This is a genomic window from Shewanella sp. 553 (genome assembly GCF_059338375.1).
This window is the reverse complement of sequence record NZ_CM181701.1, coordinates 2,446,506-2,466,730: the sequence shown is the minus strand read 5'-3', so window position 1 is coordinate 2,466,730 and position 20,225 is coordinate 2,446,506. Positions and strand designations below refer to the sequence as shown.

Below are 20,225 nucleotides of genomic sequence, written 5' to 3'. Positions count from 1 at the left end.
ATGATAGGAACGATAATGACACACCCCTCAGATCCGATAGAAAAAAAACAGTTATTCGAGCTAGGCGATGATGATCAATCGACTCAGCCAAGGCTACAACAGGCAAGGCATTTTGATGCTGAACCTGTACACATATTATCGCCCGAGAGTGACGAGGAGCAGCTTGCACAATTATTAGATATTGACCCTAGCATTAAGCGCACCTTGATGGCGAGTAAGCGTCGCCGCTGGTCATGGTTGACTAAAAGCATGTTGCTTGGCCTTATCATCTTAGTACTGACCCAAACCGGCTTGTCCTTGTCACAAGCATGGACCGACAGCCCTTGGTTATTTGGGGTATATGCCAGTGTTCTGGCTTTGGTTATTTTGTGGGCTGGGCGGATAACCTTTAATGAATGGCGCCAACTGCAACGATTAAGGGGCGTAGAGGAGGCGCAGCAAGTGAGTGAGCGCTTAGCCCTGAGCATGCAAATTGGTGAGGCCGACCCGTTTATCGAGCGTATTTTGGCTAAATTACCCACAGATATCGACACCCAAAACTACCGTGATCATGTGCGTGATGAGCATAACGATGCCGAGCGCGTGCTGTTGTTTGAGTCGCTGGTGTTAACTGAAATCGATAAAAAAGCCAAAAAATTGGTGCATCGCTATGCCACTGAATCGGCGTTATTGTTAGCCGCAAGCCCATTAGCCGTGCTCGATATGGCGATTATTTTATGGCGTAACCAGAAGATGATCCGCGAGTTAGCCAGCTGCTATGGCATTGAACTAGGTTATTGGAGCCGCATTAAGCTCATCCGCTCGGTGATAATCAATATTATTTATGCGGGGGCCAGTGAGGTGGTGACCGATATTGGTACCCAGTTGCTATCACTTGAAGTGTCCGGCAAGGTATCGACGCGGATGGCGCAAGGGTTAGGCGGGGGATTGCTCACTGCAAGATTGGGTTATCAGGCCATGGCACTGTGTCGCCCTGTGGTATTTAGTCATGAGACCCGCCCCAAGTTAACCAAGATCCATACCGCACTACTGAGTGAACTCAAAGATTTCTCATTAGCCGCACTCGGTAAACGCACCAACCGTAACAAAGATTTTACATCCAACTAGGGCTTAATCTGCTGCTATAACTTTACTCTCAGGCGCAAAACGAGCCAAGGTTAGTGTTTACCTTGACTTAGTCAATCAACACTTTGGAGAGAGATAATGCAACAAAAATGGCAGCAGGCGACTCAGGTTATCCACGCTGGGCATCAAAGGGATGCCATGGGCGCATTAGTCTCACCACTGTATCAAAGCGCCACCTTTGCATTCGAGAACACAGAGCAAGGTAGCGCACGGTTTGCTGGTGAGCAGCAAGGGTATATTTATACCCGCTTAGGTAATCCCACCACGGCAGAGCTTGAGCGCAAGTTAGCGATACTCGAGGGCAGCGAAGCCGCTGCCGCTACCGCATCGGGTATGGCGGCGGTATCGGCCGCATTATTAACCCATTTATGCTGTGGCGATCATTTAGTTGCCGCTAAAGCCGTTTACGGCTGTACCTTTGCCTTGATGACCACGCAATTGAGTAAGTTTGGGATTGAAGTCACCTTGGTGGACTTTAATGATGTCGATGAAATAAAGCGCGCCATTAAGCCCACTACGAAAGTGCTGTTTTGTGAAACTCCGGTGAACCCCCATCTCGATGTGTATGACTTAACCGCGATTGCAGGTATAGCGAAGCAGCATCATCTGGTGAGTATTGTTGATAACACCTTTATGACGCCGTTGTTGCAGCAGCCCATCGCGTTGGGCATCAATATGGTGGTGCATAGCGCCACTAAATACCTTAATGGCCACGGCGATGTGATTGCCGGCATAGTGTGTGGCAGTGAGGAGATGATAGCTAAACTCAAAACAGAAATCCTCAAAGATATCGGCGCGGTATTATCACCACACGATGCCTGGCTTATCTTACGCGGGCTAAAAACCTTAGATGTTAGAGTTGCTCGTCATTGTGATAATGCCCAAGTGATTGCCGAATATCTGGATAAACACCCGCAAATTAGCCGAGTTTATTATCCAGGTTTAAGTCATCATAGTGGTCATCATCTTATCGGCTCGCAGATGCGCCGAGCTGGGGGAGTGGTGGCCTTTGAACTTGATAGTGGTTTTGATGGCGCTGTTGCATTTGTGAATCGACTGAAGTTATTTACCATCGCGGTCAGTTTGGGTGACGCTGAGTCACTTATCCAGCATCCAGCTTCGATGACCCATTCACCCTATTCATTTGAGGAGCGAGTTGTGGCGGGTATTAGTGACAGTCTATTGCGTATATCGGTAGGCTTAGAGGCGGTTGAAGATATTATTAGCGATTTACGCCAAGCGTTAGAAGGGAGTTAATCCATCTGTGGCCAACTCATTATCGAGTAGGCCACAAATGTGCAAGCGGATTATGCTTAGATAGTCCAGAACAGGTGGGCAATGATATACAGTACCAACATACTGATAAAGTTGATTATTGCGCCAGCTCGCATCATCTCTGATTGCTTAATGTGGCCTGACCCATACACAATCGCATTGGGCGGCGTCGCCACTGGCAGCATAAAGGCACAAGAAGCCGCAATACCAATTAATACCGACAGCATCACAGGTGATAGTCCCAGTGCTTCAGCAATCGCGGCAAATACAGGTACCAACAAAGCAGCACTGGCGGTATTACTGGCAAACTCAGTGAGCATCACCACAAAAAATATCACCGCAAAGGTAAATAATGCCATATGGGTGTTACCAAAAATATCGGTGACCCAATGCGCCAAAAATACGCTGGTGCCTGTGGCTTTTAAAATAGCACTGAGTGTTAAGCCACCACCAAAGAGGATGAGCACGCCCCAATCTGTGGTTTTTTCTATTTTTTTCCACTGCACTAAACCTAAACCCGCCAGTAATACCACGGCACTTAACGCCACTATGGTATCGAACTGTTTGATGCCGCCTAAAGCGCCAGAGATAGGCTTACTGAAGATCCAGCAACATACGGTTGCCAAAAAGATGATAAGAGTGAGTTTACCTTGGAAATTTAATTTCTGATTATCGCTTGGGATCTCACAGACCACATTGAGATTAGGTTTCAAATAAAGATACAGAGCGATAAGCATACTCGGTAACATTAAAGCGACGGTGATCAAACCGAACTCTAACCAGTCGGCAAAGCTTAAACCCACTTGAGCCGCGGCGATAGCATTCGGTGGGCTGCCCACTAAGGTACCTATGCCACCAATATTGGCAGAGTAAGCGATACCTAGCAGCATAAAGAGGTAGGTGTTGCGATGCTCTTTAATGTCTAGCTGCTGCAAGATCCCCAGAGCCAATGGCAGCATCATCGCCGCAGTGGCGGTATTACTGATCCACATCGATAGCAGGGCGGTGATGCCGAATAACATCATACAAGCAAGGCTCAGTTTACCCTTGGAAGCCGTAAGTACTTTTTGAGCGATACGGCGATCGATACCTTGATGGTTCAGGGCTGCAGCGAGGACGAAGCCACCAAAAAACAGGTAAATAATCGGATTCGCAAAATTGCTCATTGCCGTTTTGGTTTCAAACACGCCAAACACGACCCCAAGAATAGGGATAATGATTGCCGTCACACTAATATGGATAGCCTCCGTCAGCCACAATATTGCAGCAAAAACGAGAATGGCGAGTCCAATATTAATGCTCTGTTCAAAAGGCAGAAATTGATACATCAAAATAAATAAACAGATATCGGCAAACAATATAAGCATTTTTTTATATTGTGTTGGCTTTTCAGGGATCAGCGGCTGTGCCTGCGTGGTTTCGTGAGACATTGAAGAGTCCATATACTTGTTGTTAGTACTTGTTGTTAGGCGCACAACACTATCTCAGCGCAGGATCGGCACAAAGCTTTTTATTTGTAGTTAAATTACTTTGTGTTCGAGCTCTGCGTGTGATGTAGCGCAATAAAATGGTGGCTTATGTTACCCGAATCACGTTTTAAAGTAAGGGGTAGATCACAATTTTTTTCATAGTGCATCGGTTGAATCAGATTTAATCTCGTTATGAAATAAACTGAAAGTTGTTTGTGTGACCTTGGTCACCTTGGGGGTGGGGTTTTGGTTGGCGGGGGTCACGTATTTGCGCAAGGTTTGAGTTTGTTCTATGTTTTTAAGGTGGCCAAGGAGAAAGGAATGCTGGTCATCCCCTAATGGATAATCAAGGAGTAAGTTATGAAAGCAATATTATTGGGCAGTTTGATTGCTACGACATTAGCACTGTTTCCCGCTTATGCTGCTGAAAAGGTTGAGCCAGTTCCGGTGAATACAACCGTTGAGGCACAAGCCGTTAATATCAATACGGCGACAGCAGAGCAGTTAAGCCAGCTAAAAGGGATTGGTGCAAACAAGGCGATGGCGATTATTGAATACCGCAATACACATGGTAAATTTACCGATATTAATCAATTATCTGAAGTTAAAGGTATCGGTCCTAAACTGTTAGAACAAAACCGAGCCAATATTAAATTGTAAGTCATTGGCGCTTGTTATTATAAAAAATACCCACGCTCGTGGGTATTTGTTTATAGATTCACCACTCAATCATAAAGAATGGCTCAAAGACCGATATTCCCTTGATCGCATCCCCTGCATGATAGATAATGCCCCCGTCTTGAAGATAACACGCTTCAAGAATCTATGGTGACCCTAGGGTCCCCCCGCAATGATAACTTGTGAACTCGGCCAGGCCCGGAAGGGAGCAACCGCAGCAGGCGACTCATGTGCCGGGGTGTGGCTCTAGGGGAACCTCCAAAACTCCCCTTTCTTATTTATGAATCCAAAGTCGCTCTCTGATTTGACAAAATAACTGACCTTTTCAGCTGTAACCTATAAATCGGCTAGTTGTACAATTCCTGTGTACCACCTCATCAGAAAATATGACGTATTGGCTTATAAGGGAACAACCGCAGCAAGTTACTCATGTGGCTTATATAGTCAATGTGTGGCTCTAGGATAACCTCCAAACTAAAGTCTAATCAAAGGCTTATCTCATACATACCTCAGGTGATACGCTTGGTGGTACACTCGATGAGAAATCGGTTAGTAAAAAACTCCCCCCTATTTGTTTCTAAATTTTCCTATCTTGTTTTACATTCACCGTTTTAACTTTGTTTAATTGCGTGCCGTTATCAATTGTGAAATACCCATCAGTGTGACTTTTTATGTCTGGGCTATGCTTGGGGTATGTCTGGAAAGTCGCGTGTGTGTGAATACCAAGGCGTCCTCATTAATTGAACGCCTAGGTTCGAGTTACAGGCTTTCTTGTTGGGGAAGCTTGGTTTTTAGAAAGGCGCGCGATTTTTCTAAGGCAGATTGGATCTCCGTTTTCATCTGCTTGAGTTCGTCATAATCTTCAAAAAAGTAAGTATCGACGAGGTGCCGAATGTAGCGCACGGGCAGCTGATTGAGTGTCACGCAGCATAAATCGGCCAGATAGTCTTCAGGGAGTTCATCCATCAATCCTTCATCCGACAGCATCTCAAGTAACAGTACTTCATAATAATTTCGAATTTCTAGTTGCATGCATCTATCTCCACGATGAGGGGCTTGGCTTATATCGTTTGTCTAGTTTGCAATCATATTGGCTTAGCCGCAATCACTATTTAATGTCGCGTAATGGTTCAGTGCGTAAGCGCAAGCTAGGGGAATGCTGACAATCTATAGCAGGTAAATGAGACTAAAAAATTAGATGGTATATGGTTCAAGGTAAAACGGGAGAGTCTATATGGGGGGAGAGGGTCACGCTAACCTTAGGTTAGCGTGACGTTGCTTGTGGGTTTTATCAAATGATCACAACTGTTTGATGGCCCAGCTCATGAATTCTTTGCGCGTTGTTTCATCGGCGTGTAACCACCAGTATTGCAGCATTTGCTGAGCATGTTCAGCTTCGCTCTTATTGGTGGGCGCTGCTGTCGCGGGTAATGTCGCAGCCTCGATGGCGCTAACAGGCTTTGCTGGTACGGAACTAGCTGCCATCGTACCGCTCGTTGCAACGGCTGCAGCGACTTCAACATCTTGACCGCTGTCATCACCTAAGAGTCGACCTACAAATGAAGTTTCTGCAATATCGGTTTGTGCTACTTGATAACTGACTTTACCACCATCTGCACGCGTGATGATGACCTCGGGTGATTTAGCAAACTCTTTCGGACGTTTAATCACTTTGCCTTCGGCGGGTTGTAACTGGTAGTCATAATCGCCATCGACATTAAGAGTAATAATAAAGGGGGATGATTTAATAAAGCTTTCGCTGTCACTGAAATCATCTTGCACCATATCGTGATAACGGATAGCAATCTTGTGCGTGCCGTTATCTAGGCTTAAATCGGCCTTATGGTTAAACAAGCTGCTTTCTACTTTTTGACCATTAAGGGCTAAGTATTCAAATGCCATGGGAATGGTGAGATTGGCAGCCATTGCCGATGAGGCACCAAGCAAAGCGATTAAAGCGGTGATTGGCATTACTGATTTCATTGTTGCTCCTTAACGATTATGACTTTTATATGGGCGTTCAAACGCCTGAATGCGGTCTTCAATATAGCTAATAGCTTGTCGGCACTTACCTAAGCGACGGTGAACTAAAAGTATCTCATTTTGCAGTGCAATTTTGTCAGCACTATGACAGTTTTCAAGTTTTGATTGTAAATCTGCAATCTTTTGCTCAAATGTTTGAACCCAGTTCAGATGTTTGTTTAATTCATCATATAGCTGGTGGCTATTATGCATTACGCCAGAAGCGATCCAACTAAAACCACTATCGGCGTGCGACTGCTGGCGACGTTGTTTGGCATTCGCAATACGTGATGATTTTTGTTGCTCAGCCGATTTCACATCTAATGTGGTGGTGTTCAGCGCGCGTCGCAGTGCGGTAAATCTATCTTGAATACCTTCACAGCTTAACGCTATGGTCGATGTCGAGATATTCCCCTTTAGTAGTTTTTCGAGCTGCGCTATTTTATTGCTAATTTGGCTGATACACGGGGCAAGCTGGGCACCGGATTGGTTAAATAAGCCATGATTAAAACGTTCGGTATCATGCAGTAGCTTACGTTGCCCTTTTGCCAGCTGGCTATCATGTTGCAGCACTTCTTGTTCTAATTGCTTAAGTTGGACTCGTAAACGATAAATTAGTTCTGAGGTGTTCATGCCCATGCGCTCCACGCCAAATTGATGGCAATCAAAATAACCACGGTGATAAATAGCGGACGGATAAATGGTACGCCAAATTTGATTGCGGTGCGAGCGCCAACAAACGAACCTAACATCATGCATAAGCCCATAGATAAGCCGATAACAATATTGACTTGTCCCAAGGCTAAAAAGACCGTTAAAGAGGTTAGGTTACTGATAAAAGTCATGGCTCGTGCTAATCCACAACTGTTAAGTACTGGTAATTGGTATTGCGAAATACTGCTGATGGTCCAAAACGCGCCGACAGCGGGGCCAGCAAAACCATCATAAAAGCCCAATGGCAACCCTTGGCGCCATTGCTTAAAGGCCGAGGGTGCGCGAGTTGGTGGTAAGTGGCTGTTGCCCCCCATCACACTGGGTTTTACTAGGGTATAAATGGCAATGATGATGATAATGAGCGGCAGTAATTTTTCGAGCCATTGATTATCAATGAGATAGACTACGAAGGTGCCGATAACGGCGCCAATGAAGGTGGCTATTGCGGCATGGTACCAAAAGCGTGGCTCAAAAAAATGTTTGCGGTAATAGGTGAATGCCGCCATGGATGAACCAAAGCTGGCGGCCAATTTATTGGTTCCCAGCGCCGCGTGTGGCGGTATGCCTATGGTTAATAATGCAGGTATTGATAGCAAGCCTCCGCCGCCTGCGACAGCGTCAATAAAGCCGGCAATAAAACCTGTGGCGGCTAAAATAATCCAAACGCTGGGGTCTAAAAGTAACTCCAATGTGGTTCCTACTCTATGACTTGGCGAAACGGAGGTAAGGCATCAAGCAGCGACTTTCCATAACGTTTCGTGACTAAGCGACGATCTAAGATAGTGATACGGCCATAATCTTCTTCCTTACGCAGTAATCTACCACAACTTTGGATCAATTTACGTGATGCGTCAGGTATGGTCAGTTGTAAAAACGGATTACCGCCCTTTATCTTGATATATTCTGCATGGGCTTGCTCCACAGGGGAGGTCGGCACTGCAAAGGGTAATTTGGTGATAATCAAATTGGTGAGATAATCTCCTGGCAGATCGAGCCCTTCAGAGAAGCTGCCCGTGCCGAAAATAATACTTACCTCGCCAGCATCACAGCGCTGTTTATGTTGTGTCAGCAGTTGTTGACGCGAGTCTTCCCCCTGGATCAATAATGGGCTGTCAATCTTGGGGCGGACAATATCGGCCACTTTCTCCATCTGCCAGTATGAGGCAAACAGCACTAAGGTGGCGGTTTCACCTTCGATAAGGGTCAATATCTGCTCGGCAAGCTCATCGGTATAACGGTCGTCCGTCGGTTCGGTGCGCATTTTTGGCAGGTATAAGGTCGCATTTTGCTCAAAATCAAATGGGCTATCCATGGCCAGATAACGACTACCATCGTTTATCGACAGGCCCACCTGATGGGTAAAATGATTAAAATTATTCAATGCGCGTAAAGTGGCGCTACACAGCACCACACCAGCGGCTTTTTCCCATAATAAGGATTCGAGCATAAAGCCCACTTCAATCGGTGAGACGTTACACAAGTAGTCGTGTTGTTTACCCGGAAGTTGCTCTATCCATCTGGCCATCGGTGCCCCTTTAGGGCTGTCGGTCTTGGCCATCATCTTCCACAATTTTTGCAGATTTTCTAAACGCTGCAGCATAAAGCCAGTTTCGCTCAGCAGTTGCTCGGCTTGATGCTTGGGCAGCTCACCATCTTTTATGGCTTCGTTAAGCAAGGTCAACATCTTATTGAACTGCTTGAGGGCGTTATTAGCGGCACTGGCTAAGTTTTCTGCTTGGATAACTAAAGCTTGCGGCAGCTTGCCATGTTCAAAACGGATGCGGTTTTCAGGGTTATCAAATGCAGCGCCTTGGCCGTCGCAATACTGCGCTACGGCGTTGAGCAACCCGGTTAATTCGTTAATGTGGTCTAACATCGCCTGAGCAGGGGCAATAATATGATTACTCTTAAGCTGATTTTGCAGTTTAGCTGTGGTTTTGCCGATCTTTTCTAACCAATCCACCGCGCCTCTAAGGGTCGCCTGCGCGCTGGAAAAGTCTCTGGCGACAACGGGGAGGTGATGGGCCTCGTCAATCACATAGTAGAGATCTTCAGGATCGGGCAAGATCACCCCGCCGCCTAGTTCCAAGTCGGCAAAAAGCAGACTGTGGTTAGCGATTAACACATCCCAGTTATCAATATCTTCACGGGCCTTATGAAATGGGCAGTGACGATGACTGGCTAGTTGCCGATGACAGCTGTGTTTGTCGCAGGCGATTTGGCTCCAAAGATGATCGGGCAATTGTTGCGTTAGGGTATCGCGCTCGCCATTCCAACGACCTTCATGGAAATCTTTTAACAAACTTTGTAATAGGGCTATCTGGCTGTTATCGGGTTTAGTTTGCCACATGGCCATCTGGGTGCCGTCATCACTGCCAATGAGCATTTCAAGTTTGGCTAAGCAGATATAGCGTTGACGCCCCTTAACCAGACCAAAGGTAAAGTCGAGTCCAGATTGCCGTAAAAAGAAGGGTAAATCTTTATTGAGTAACTGCTCTTGCAGCGCCACCGTGGCGGTGGCGATACAGACTTTTTTCTTGCTGGCTAAGGCTAATGGAATGGTGCCTAGAATATAAGCCAACGACTTACCAATACCCGTGCCAGCTTCGACGACAATGATGCGCCTATGTTTGTCATATTCACCTGCTAATGTTTTTGAGATCTCTGCCACAATGTAGTTTTGCTCGCGCCGAGAGCGAAAGTTGGGCAAGGCGGCCGCAATGTCTTTATAGATGGTGCGGATCTGAGTTTTAACAGTGGCAGATAACATGAAGGCACATAGCAGAGAAATACAGCTGTACATAATAACAGTAAAACAGCACAAGCGGAATATGAATAAGTTCTGAAACAGTCGATACAAGCATAAGCGACTAGCGATGTTAACAATATGGATTTGACCAGTTGTCAGCTGTGCGCTTGGCAAGATAAATGAGCTGATGAGTGAGCAAGCTCATATTGTGTCGTTCACCTCATTTATTTGGATAACGAAATTAATACTATAGTTGTTGGTCCTGTATCGTTTGAATAATGAAATTGATACCATAGTTGCTGATCCTGTATCGATTACAACTGCGTTTCCATTCAAAACGCTAGCAACTGTGATCGGCAGCGAACTCTTTTACGTACAGGGCCTGCCAGTCATAGTGCACTGCGCCGCACACAAACCAACCACAGCTCGGAAATAAGTCACCATAATATGGTAAATAAACATACTAACGCAGAACGTGAAATCGAATTTGAACTCGATGCTAATCTCATTTCAACCACAGATCCCTCCAGTATAGTCACCTATGCTAATGCCGGTTTTTGTGATATTGCCGGTTATCAAGCCGATGAATTAATTGGTAAACCACATAATATTGTGCGCCATGCCGATATGCCTAAGCCCGCCTTTAAGCAGTTATGGCAAACGGTGCAATCTGGCCGCAGTTGGATGGGACTGGTGAAGAACGCCCGTAAAGGAGGCGGATTTTATTGGGTATCAGCCTTTATCACCCCCATCACCGATGCTAAGGGCAAAATTATTGAATATCAGTCTGTGCGCACTAAGCCTAACCGAGAATGGGTTAAGCGTGCAGAGGCGCTCTATAGCGAAATGAGCCAAAAAGAGACGCCATCTAAGCTATCAAGGCCACGCTTTAGTTATCGTTGGGCGCGTTATCTTGCTGCGTTAACAGCGCTTGCCAGCACCCTAGCTATGATGAGCGGCGCATCGGTACACTTAGGTGGTACGGTATCGATATTGGCGATGGCCGGGCTGTTACTCAATGAGTTTTTTCATCAACGACGTTTAGGGCAGGTGGCAACACTTGCGACGCAAGCATATGATAACCCGTTGATGGAGCTCGTCTATACCGGGCGTTATGATGAATATTCCATGATAGAGCTCGCGCTGCAAAAGCGTAAAGCCGAGGTGCGTGCGATTGTTGCCAGAGCCAGCGAAACCGCAGAGGGGATCCACGTTAGTGCTGAGCACGAGTTAGTTAATCAGCAAGAGATTAAGCATAACTTGAATAAGCAAGGTGCCGATACCGACTCTGTAGCGACAGCGGTAACCGAAATGTCCAGCTCAATTCGCGATGTGGCTGATAATGCGATGGCGGCATCACAATTAGTGGAGCAAGTGAATCAGCTTGCTGATGACGGACTCAATAATGTGCAAACCACGATAGACTCGGTGGCAGAACTGCACTCAGAATTAGCGCGTGCAAACGGCATAATTAACGATCTATCGGTGAGTAGCCAAGAGATTGAAAAGATCCTCGAAGTCATCGGCACCATAGCCGATCAGACCAATCTGCTGGCACTCAATGCGGCGATTGAAGCGGCTCGAGCAGGAGAGAGTGGCCGTGGATTTGCGGTGGTAGCCGATGAGGTTAGAGCGTTAGCTTCAAAAACCCAAGCTTCCACCGAAGAAATTCGCTCCATGATTGCTCACCTGCAAGATACCGCTGGCCAAGCCGTGATAGCGACGCAACAAGGCAGCCATTTATCGGATGTGTGTCGAGACAATGCTGTTCGTACCGGCGATGTGCTGAAACATGCCAATAGTATGTTGAGTGAGGTGGCCAGCGCGAGTCATCAAATCGCTGCCGCGGTGCATCAGCAGGCGAGTGTGACTGAAGATATTAATAGCAACATCATCTCCATTCAGCAGTTGTCATTGGCCAATATTGAGCGCAGCGATCACTCGGTAAATCGTGGCTCTGAGTTGGTGAGTCAGCTCAGCGATCTACAACGTTTGATGCAGCAATTTCAAAAGCGATAACGCGATTGATTAATTACAATCGCTTATCTTCATTATCGCCACTTCTCTTTATCAGAGTCTCTTAAATTGCAGGCCTGGTGGATTGAGGCCCGTGAGCTGAAGTTTACATGAGTGCCACCATACGCCGCTGATACAGCGGCGTTTTTATCTCTATAGCGACTGGCAATAAAACCGTATCTATCGGTTATCGCCATGGTTCTGCTTCAAGCGCTTAATGCAGTACGGCTAATGTCACCTAGCTAATTCCACGAGATTAATTCTATTTGGCTAATGTTCCATCACGAGGGGATTGCTGGCTTGGCATCGACTAAATAGCATCAGTCAAAGGCATAAAAAAACGCCGTCATGTTGATCAGACGGCGTTGGTTGGGATCAATCCAGCGGCGTGCTTACACCTTATAAATCTTAGCTGGTATGGCTTGGCGAACGGCGGCGCCAACCACCCAGTCGAGCATCACGCCCTGGCCTTCACGAGTCGGGTCGATAAGGCCGATATCGTTAATATTGACTCCATCTCTGGATTTCATTTTAACGGGTTGCTGTTTATCACCAATCCAATGAGCCCGCTCACCTAGCTCGGTATGGCCAAACCCATGCTCAAAACCTAAAGTCCCGGGCATTATCCCCTCAACGACCATTGCTAAGGCTTGGGTTTTAGCGCTTGGGGTTTCAATCACAAACAGATCGCCTGTGCTTATTGCCGCATTTTCAGCATCAATGGGGTGAATATATACAGGGTTAACCCCTTTAATCGAGGCAAGGCGCGGTGACAAATTAGACACCGAGCTATGGATGTTTGACTTGAAGTTGGTCAAGCTAAACGGCCACTGTGTTTTAGGGTATTGCTGCTCAAATGGTGTGCCGTCAGCCAAGCGCTGCGGTGACCAAGTAGGACAACCTAGGTAGCGCTCGCCGGTCATGGTGTTGATTGACGTACCGACGGTTTCATTCCAAATGGCCAGTGGCTTAGCCCAGCGATGCTTCATTCTATCTTGCTGGTAAGCTTGGCTGGCGTCTTCAAAACGACCGCCACGGGCAAAGATGTAACCTACCTTTCGCATCTCTTCACCTGTTAGAGTGCGGGTCATCGCCGGCATGAGTCGCTCAAGCCCTGACCAGGCAATGTCTTCGGCTTCGACGCTCGGGACGCCGCCTTTGGCATAGGCAAGGTTTGCCGCTGCGCGCAGGTAAAAATCTTCAGCGCTATGAATGGGATGCCAGTTACCTTGGCTGTCCTGTATGGCATTGTCGCCAAAACCGCCTAGCTCCATACGCTTAGCTACATCTATGATGAAGTTTTCAAAGTTAATCGCTCGACCATCGGCCGTTTTTTCTGTGCGCGGTTCAACGATGGGCCAGCGTGCGGTGACCGCTTTGGTCGGCACGCCGTGCCAAGGGGTAGACATGCCCCAGCTTTCATAGGTCACAGTGTCGGGCACAATATAATCAGACAGTGCGGTAGTCTCATTGATAAAGGCATCGATAGAGATAATCAGGCCTAATTGCTGTGGATCTTTCAGCTTATCGCCCAGCAGGGTATTTAGCCCGGGGACCCCATAAAGTGGGTTAGCCATGTGGTTAATCCAGGCTTTGGCTTTATAAGGGTAACCGTCGATAGCCGCCGATAAGTGCTCGGTGAGCAGCGGGGCTGAGATCGGGTACCAAGGTGCGCGAGTAGGATAAGGTGATTCTCCTGCGGCGACGCGGCGTTTATATTCGCTGGTTTTTTGGTAGGGGAATTTACTGCGAGATAAGAAAACTCCTTTAGGCTTAGTCTTGCCGTTAAATTGGGTGAAATCGTAACGTGGGCCTGCGGCCGATGTGGGGTAGCCGCCAGCTTTAGCCATGGCACCACCTTTCATATTGATATTACCAATCAGCGCGTTAAGCATTAAAATAGTAAAAGAGTTATAAAAGCCATTGGTGTGCATATTGCCGCCATGGGTATCGACTACCGCTTTGGTACCGTGGCTGGTGAACTCACGTGCTAAGGCTTCGATTTGCGCTACAGCGATGCCACACTGTTGGCTATAAAACGCTAAATCATGCTTAAAGGCTTCCTCTTTCAAGCGTTGCAATGAGGATTTCACTCGTATGTTTTTGCCAAGGCTAATGACTTGCCTATCGACAAACAGTTGCGCGGCATCGTCTTGGGTGTTGACGTTGAGTTGCTCTGAGGCCGCATTAACCACCACAAAAGGATCGCTGTCAGATAACGGCTCGCCGCTGTAGCTCAGGCCGATATCGGAGGCGCGCAGGAAGCGACCATTATCGGCATGACTCTCGTCACTTATCACCAAGTGTGTCGCATTACACCAATGGGCAGTATTGGCTTTTGCCATAGCTGCGGCGCTAGGCTGGGCCAAAAAGGGTTGGTTGTAAGCGTGATTAGCGATGATCCACTGGATCATGCCGAGCACTAAAGCGGAGTCTGTTCCGGGGTTGATGGGCAGCCAATGGTTGTTATCACCGGCGGCTAAGCTCGATGAACCTGCCGGTAAACTCGGGGCGATGATGGTGTATTTGAGCCGACCGCTAGTGCGTCCTTCGGCCAATTGCCTTGCTTGGCGTTTAAACGGGTTGCCCGCTTGCGCTGGTGACATACCAATAAATAGCACGTATTCGGCGTGGTCTAAATCGGGTTTTAGATGAGCGAATTTATTCAAATCATTCATCATAGCCCCTGAGCCTGCCCGAAACGCGTAACCACAATAGGAACCATGGTGACCAAAGTTACGCGTGCCGTAACTGTTGAAGGCAAAGCGTTTTAAAATATCATCACGGCCTTCGTTACCCGCATTGGTGACCAATAGCTGATTGGCTTTGGGGCCATATTCGGGGTTTTGTGGATCCAGCGGGGTGTGAATGTCGCGTATTTCACGCAGCCCAGTTACTTGGCCTTCACCAAACAGATCGCCACCTTCGACCACTTCGCTGAGCAGCTGCTCATAGCTAATGGGTTGCCACTTGCCTTCGCCGCGTTTACCCACACGTTTAAGCGGTTGGGTGATACGATAAGGGCTGTTGCGTATCTCTAACATGCCATTGCCGCGGGCGCAGGCGGTGGAGCGTCCCGCGAGCCCAGCTTCGCCCATCAATGAGCGATAAGCCTCTTTAACTGGCGTAGCGTAAGGGATCTGCTCATGGTGTGATAGTGGGTGGTATGGATTGCCAGCGATGCGCAAAATATCATCGGTATTATTATCGATACGTACCCGCAGGCCACATAACGACCAACAGCCAAAACACATAGATGGCGCGACTCTTTGATCTGGATTAGGCAGTAGCTTGCCATTCGCATTGAGGTGATACTCTGGCGCTAACGAGTTGCCATGGTGAATATGTTGGGTCTTTTTACCCGCGCTGCCCTCTAAGGTTCCTTTGACCGCATGATGAATGGTGTCACTGTAACCGGCAGAGAATGCACCTAATCCACCAACAGCAAAACCTGATTTTAGTAGCAGACGACGTTTATTATCCATTTTAAAATCCTTAAATATGTTGGTTATTGCTGCAGAGCTTGAGATTGGTGAACCGCAGTGGCTTTAGCGTTGATAAGCTCTGAGCCGATAAGTGCCAGCGCCAGCCATAGGCCGAATATGCCAATGATCCCAAGCCAGCCAGCGCTCCCAGCGGGCAACTGATAGGCAAAATCTCCCACATCAAAGCGAGCAATGGTTTGTACTTCCAAAATGGTTACCCAACGTATTACCCACGCACACAGTAGGCTGCTAACTACCATAGCAATGACCCCAAATGTGCGCGTGGCAAAGACGTTGAATAATAGCGCTAGACCAATACAGACAGATAAGGTGGCGGCCATTAGCGTAAGGTTGATGACCCAAACTGGGTTGGCGAACAATGAAAAGCTGGGGTTGTTTGAGGCCCAAATCGGCACTAACACTAAGGCCAAGGTCGCGCCGATAATGCTGGTACGTTGGATGATATTGCGATCGGCGCCGCTTAACGCCGGTTTTGTCGCGTTAGGCAGCAGTGTCCATGTCAGCAGGGTAAAGCCGATGGCGCCAACAAATGCGCTGGTAAACCACAGTAGTGCTGAGGCGGGTTGATGCCATAAAGGACGACTGGCGATGACTGAAATTTCGGCGCCAGTATAGATAGCAATGCTCAGCCCAGACAGCGCGGTTAGGCTGGCGGCTACAAGTAACTGTGTGTGAGTTGTTTGCCATTGCCCCAAGGTTAACAGCGCTAACTTGCGCAGCAAGGGAGACTGGCTAAACTGCCATGCGGCAATATCGCGGCGCAGATAAAGCCAGGCGGTCAGCACGCTTAACCCAGAAAATAGTGGTAAGAAAAATGAGCCTAACGACATCCAAGACCATGGCGTGACATGAAAATAGAAATGCCAAGCACGGCCCGGTTGATGTAAATCGCCGGTGAGGGCCAGCGGGCCAACAATGGCGCCAATGGCCATGGTGAGCGCGAGTGCTACACGAAAATGGTGGGTGGTTTGACGGCTAAAAACCAAGGCGACGAGCAACAAGATGGCCGCGGCGTAAGAGGCGCCAATATAGAAAAAGTATTGCACTGCCCAGGGGAGCCAGGCCACTTCTTGTGCAGGAATCAAGATTTCGGTGATGTTCATGACTATTCTCCCACAGGTTCGTAGAGGGCGGCTTGACCGTCGACATGGCTGACGAAGCGCTCATCCATCCCGATGTAAAACACGTGCGGATGGGTATTATGTTCAGGTTTTAATACCTTGATATCGTCTTTGTTTGCGGTCAGTAATTGACTGATAACACTATTGGGGTCGTTGATGTCGCCAATCACGCGAGCACCGCCCACACAAGTTTCGACACAGGCAGGAAGTAAACCTTGTTCTAATCGATGGGCGCAGAAGGTGCACTTATCGGCGGTTAGGGTGTCGTGATTGATAAAACGGGCATCATAGGGGCAGGCCTGCACACAATAGGCGCAGGCGACGCAGCGCTCGTTGTCGACCATGACGATGCCATCTTCACGTTGAAAGGTGGCTTGCACTGGGCAGACTTTAACGCAAGGTGGGTTATCGCAATGGTTACATAAACGCGGTAACATAAACGCCTTCACTTGCTGGGGCTGTTCTTTACCGTCTAGCTTGACTTGGTATTGTTTGACCGTGGTTCTGAATTGGCCTATTGGCGCCTGATTTTCTATGCTGCAACCGACGGTGCACGCTTGGCAGCCGACGCATTGACGCAGATCGATAGCCATGGCATAGCGTTTGCCTATGTGACCTTTACGATCGGCCTGTTGGTTGTTGCGGATAACTGTGCTAGCAACCGCAGTATTGATCCCTGCAACGGGAATGAGCGCCGCACCGGCAGTAATACCCGCCATGCGATTGAGAAAATGTCGTTTATCAGTATCCATATAACGCCTACTTGGGTGGGTGATAAAATATACAATGGCATTGTTCGTTATTCACATCAGTGGCGATATTGTGGATTTCCACATACCCAGATCAATATTGATCTAGAACAAGTTATGTGACCGCTATAGGGTGATATATCTCTAATAATTAAGAAGATATAATACTTAAACAGGAGAGGATGACCTTGAGGCGATGCTTAATATCCCCATGTAAAAGAGCGCTATTTAATTGCACATTGTGGCTCGTCATGAGTGGGGTTATATGCGCTGGTCTTCATTTTTCGCTGGCGGCAATGCCGAGTGATAGGATAACGAGCCAAGTCGTAGTGCAGCGCAACATTGACATCGCTGAGGCTAGTCAGCCGGCTGCGGGGCAAGTGATCGATGTTGCGGTATTAGCCACTCGTGGTAAGGCGGCGGCGCGTAATCGCTGGCAGCCAACCATGGCTTGGTTAGAGTCGCATATTGCTGACACGCGTTTTATGTTGCATCCGCTAACGTTGGATGAAATGGCTCAAGCCGTTGAGCAGCTCAAGGTCGATTTTGTGGTCACTAACCCCGGGCAAGCGGTGCAACTTGGGCGGCAATTTGATCTCTCTTGGCTGGCAACCATGACCAGCCCCACCGATGAGAGTCAAACCAACAGCATTGGCTCGGCGCTGGTGGTGCGCGGTGACTCACCCTATTACAGTTTTGAGCAGCTTTATGGCAAGCCCGTCTCTGCCGTGGCCAGTAACGCCTTTGGTGGCTATTTAAGTTTGCGCCATCATTTAATTAGCCAGGGCTTTAATGCCAATGCGTTTTTTTCTCGTGTACGCTTTTTAGGCTTCCCCATCGATGCCAGTTTGTATCAGTTACGCGATAAGCATATTGAGGCCGCCGTGGTCCCAGCCTGTTTATTAGAAAGCATGGTGACAGATGGATTACTCGAGGCTAACTATCGGGTGATCCAGTCTCGCTCGCCGGCCCACTTTCCATGCCAAGTGACCAGTGAGCTTTATCCTAATTGGTCATTTGCCAAGACCCAGCGCGCTTCAAACGAATTAGCAAAACAGATGTCCCAAGCCCTATTGGCAATGCCCGCTGACAGCAAGGCGGCCATTGCCGCCAGAGCGTCAGGCTGGACATCGCCGGTGAGCCTGTTAACTATCGATAAGTTGTATCAAGAACTGAACATGCATCCCTTGCATCTGCCTTGGTGGCAAGAGGCGTTTATCTGGCTAGAGGATAATCAGCAATGGGGCTGGTTGCTGTTGGTGACTTTAGTGCTGCTTAATGGCTACCACTTTTGGTTAGAGTACTGTTTTAACCGTAATAAAAAGCAGTTAGAGCAGGCGCTACACCGGCTTAAACACAATGGCGAGCTGCTCGAGCATGCCCAGCGAATAGCCATCGTGGGTGAGCTGGGCACCAGTGTCGCCCATGAAATTAATCAACCTTTGGCGGCGATAAGAAATTACACCGAAGCGGGGTTATTGCGTATCGCTAAGCAGCGTCCGCTTGAGGATCTGGTGCCTGTACTTGAAAAAATTCAACATCAGGTGGAGCGGGTCGACAGCATAGTGCGGCGGCTGCGAACCATGATTAAAAAGCATGCGGCAGAAAAGGCTTATACCGATATTAATCAACTGATTAGTGATACTATGGAGCTGCTTGATTTTCGGCTGACTAAGCTTGAGATCCCATACCGCTTGTCACTGCAGGCGTCATTGCCATTGTGTTATGTCGACCCGATAGGCTTACAGCAAGTGTTAGTTAACCTCGTCACTAATGCCATTGATGCTTGCGTGAGTGCGCAGCACATTGATGTGACTTGGCAGCCAGAAATCGTCATTGAGAGCCATTATCAGGCTAACGTTTTAACTTTAACGGTTAGCGATAACGGCATTGGTATCTCACCAGAACACGCCGATGTGACCCAGGCTTTTGTGAGCACCAAAACACAAGGGTTAGGGTTAGGACTAGCAATTTGCCGTGATGTGATAGAAGATCATGCTGGGCAAATGAGTTTGAGCCCTATTGCGCCTCACGGCTGTAAAGTCACCATTGTTATCCCTGTGAGTGGTAAACCCCATGAATGATCGCCTGACTAACTTACCCGTGTATATTGTCGATGATGACCTGTCTGTCAGGGAGTCTTTGGCGTTTTTACTCGATGAGTATGAATTTAATGTTGCAGTGTTTACCGATGGTCAGCAATTTCTTGACAGTGTAACGGTGACGCAGCCAGGCTGCGTGATATTAGACAGTCGTATGCCTGTGCTGCGCGGTCAGCAAGTGCATCAATATTTACGCGATAATCAAAGTCCGCTGGCGGTGATCTATTTAACTGGTCATGGCGATGTGCCAATGGCCGTTGATGCGCTGCAAGCTGGGGCGGTCAACTTCTTTCAAAAACCAGTCAATGCCGATCAGCTGGTGGCAGCGATTAACCAAGCCTTGGAAACCTCAATGCAACAGCTGGATAAATTGGCCAGTATCGATGCATATCGCTCATTAACCGAGCGTGAGAAAGGTATTTTGGGGTTAATTGTTGCCGGCAAACGCAATCAAAAAATTGCCGATGAGCTGTGTATTGCGATGCGAACCGTTGAAGTGCACCGCGCCAGTTTATTGAAAAAATTTGCCGCCAAAACCGTGGCAGAACTCGCCTATATTTATGGTGTGCTGCATTCGTGACAGCTGCATCGATTTACCGCTTTAATTTTGGCGCATTTAAACAATGACAGGCCACCTTACGTGACATCTCAATCTGTAACACCCAGCGCTGCCACACTTCAGCCTACCAGCTCAACCTC

General features: G+C 47.9%; 15 protein-coding genes and 1 other RNA gene. 7 read left to right on the top strand and 9 right to left on the bottom strand.

All coding sequences use genetic code 11. The annotated features are described in order from the left end of the window. The first annotated feature begins 15 nt into the window (after positions 1-15). Positions 16-1,107: a YcjF family protein gene (locus AC5YBZ_RS11040; protein ID WP_494521417.1), complete on the top strand. Its 1,092-nt coding sequence runs from the start codon at positions 16-18 to the stop codon at positions 1,105-1,107. A 96-nt stretch (positions 1,108-1,203) separates the two neighbouring features. After that, the gene (gene megL, locus AC5YBZ_RS11035) at positions 1,204-2,382 is read left to right on the top strand and encodes a methionine gamma-lyase (protein WP_494542906.1); all 1,179 of its coding nucleotides are present in this window, start codon (positions 1,204-1,206) and stop codon (positions 2,380-2,382) included. A gap of 56 nt (positions 2,383-2,438) precedes the next feature. On the opposite strand, the gene AC5YBZ_RS11030 is transcribed toward megL, so the two are convergent. Next, positions 2,439-3,830 (bottom strand): SLC13 family permease, encoded by a 1,392-nt coding sequence (locus tag AC5YBZ_RS11030; RefSeq protein WP_494523690.1) that lies wholly within the window; start codon positions 3,828-3,830, stop codon positions 2,439-2,441. Positions 3,831-4,229: 399 nt separating this feature from the next. On the opposite strand from AC5YBZ_RS11030, the gene AC5YBZ_RS11025 reads away from it, so the two are divergent. Beyond that, positions 4,230-4,529, top strand: coding sequence for a ComEA family DNA-binding protein (locus tag AC5YBZ_RS11025; protein ID WP_494521420.1), 300 nt, complete (start codon positions 4,230-4,232; stop codon positions 4,527-4,529). A 174-nt stretch (positions 4,530-4,703) separates the two neighbouring features. Then, positions 4,704-4,800, top strand: an RNA gene (gene ffs / locus AC5YBZ_RS11020) — signal recognition particle sRNA small type. Between the two features lie 506 nt (positions 4,801-5,306). Here ffs and AC5YBZ_RS11015 read toward each other — a convergent pair. From AC5YBZ_RS11015 to dinG, 5 genes are all read right to left on the bottom strand, one after another. Beyond that, positions 5,307-5,579: a late competence development ComFB family protein gene (locus AC5YBZ_RS11015; RefSeq protein WP_494521421.1), complete on the bottom strand. Its 273-nt coding sequence runs from the start codon at positions 5,577-5,579 to the stop codon at positions 5,307-5,309. 267 nt (positions 5,580-5,846) lie between these two features. Continuing rightward, positions 5,847-6,530: a DUF2057 domain-containing protein gene (locus tag AC5YBZ_RS11010; RefSeq protein ID WP_494542905.1), complete on the bottom strand. Its 684-nt coding sequence runs from the start codon at positions 6,528-6,530 to the stop codon at positions 5,847-5,849. A gap of 9 nt (positions 6,531-6,539) precedes the next feature. After that, complete coding sequence (locus AC5YBZ_RS11005) at positions 6,540-7,202, bottom strand: primosomal replication protein (protein WP_494521423.1); 663 nt, start codon at positions 7,200-7,202, stop codon at positions 6,540-6,542. Next, positions 7,199-7,972: a sulfite exporter TauE/SafE family protein gene (locus AC5YBZ_RS11000; RefSeq protein ID WP_494521424.1), complete on the bottom strand. Its 774-nt coding sequence runs from the start codon at positions 7,970-7,972 to the stop codon at positions 7,199-7,201. The genes AC5YBZ_RS11005 and AC5YBZ_RS11000 overlap by 4 nt, the downstream gene beginning before the upstream one ends. A gap of 8 nt (positions 7,973-7,980) precedes the next feature. After that, the gene (dinG, locus tag AC5YBZ_RS10995; protein ID WP_494521425.1) at positions 7,981-10,053 is read right to left on the bottom strand and encodes an ATP-dependent DNA helicase DinG; all 2,073 of its coding nucleotides are present in this window, start codon (positions 10,051-10,053) and stop codon (positions 7,981-7,983) included. 426 nt (positions 10,054-10,479) lie between these two features. On the opposite strand from dinG, the gene AC5YBZ_RS10990 reads away from it, so the two are divergent. Next, entirely contained in the window at positions 10,480-12,051 is a 1,572-nt protein-coding gene (locus tag AC5YBZ_RS10990; RefSeq protein WP_494521426.1) for a methyl-accepting chemotaxis protein, read from the top strand. A gap of 389 nt (positions 12,052-12,440) precedes the next feature. Here the strand turns inward: AC5YBZ_RS10990 and AC5YBZ_RS10985 are convergent, their stop codons facing one another. The 3 genes from AC5YBZ_RS10985 to dsrO are packed head-to-tail and all read right to left on the bottom strand — an operon-like array spanning position 12,441 to position 17,427. After that, positions 12,441-15,533, bottom strand: a complete 3,093-nt coding sequence (locus AC5YBZ_RS10985) for a tetrathionate reductase subunit A (protein WP_494521427.1) — start codon at positions 15,531-15,533, stop codon at positions 12,441-12,443. Between the two features lie 23 nt (positions 15,534-15,556). Further along, complete coding sequence (gene nrfD / locus AC5YBZ_RS10980; protein WP_494521428.1) at positions 15,557-16,657, bottom strand: NrfD/PsrC family molybdoenzyme membrane anchor subunit; 1,101 nt, start codon at positions 16,655-16,657, stop codon at positions 15,557-15,559. 2 nt (positions 16,658-16,659) lie between these two features. Beyond that, entirely contained in the window at positions 16,660-17,427 is a 768-nt protein-coding gene (gene dsrO, locus AC5YBZ_RS10975) for a sulfate reduction electron transfer complex DsrMKJOP subunit DsrO (protein ID WP_494521429.1), read from the bottom strand. Positions 17,428-17,675: 248 nt separating this feature from the next. Between dsrO and AC5YBZ_RS10970 the strand changes: the two genes are divergently transcribed. Then, positions 17,676-19,508 (top strand): sensor histidine kinase, encoded by a 1,833-nt coding sequence (locus AC5YBZ_RS10970; RefSeq protein WP_494521430.1) that lies wholly within the window; start codon positions 17,676-17,678, stop codon positions 19,506-19,508. Continuing rightward, on the top strand, positions 19,501-20,106 hold the full coding sequence (locus AC5YBZ_RS10965; protein ID WP_494542904.1) for a response regulator transcription factor: 606 nt from the start codon (positions 19,501-19,503) through the stop codon (positions 20,104-20,106). Before AC5YBZ_RS10970 ends, AC5YBZ_RS10965 begins: the two co-directional genes overlap by 8 nt. Positions 20,107-20,225: the final 119 nt, after the last annotated feature.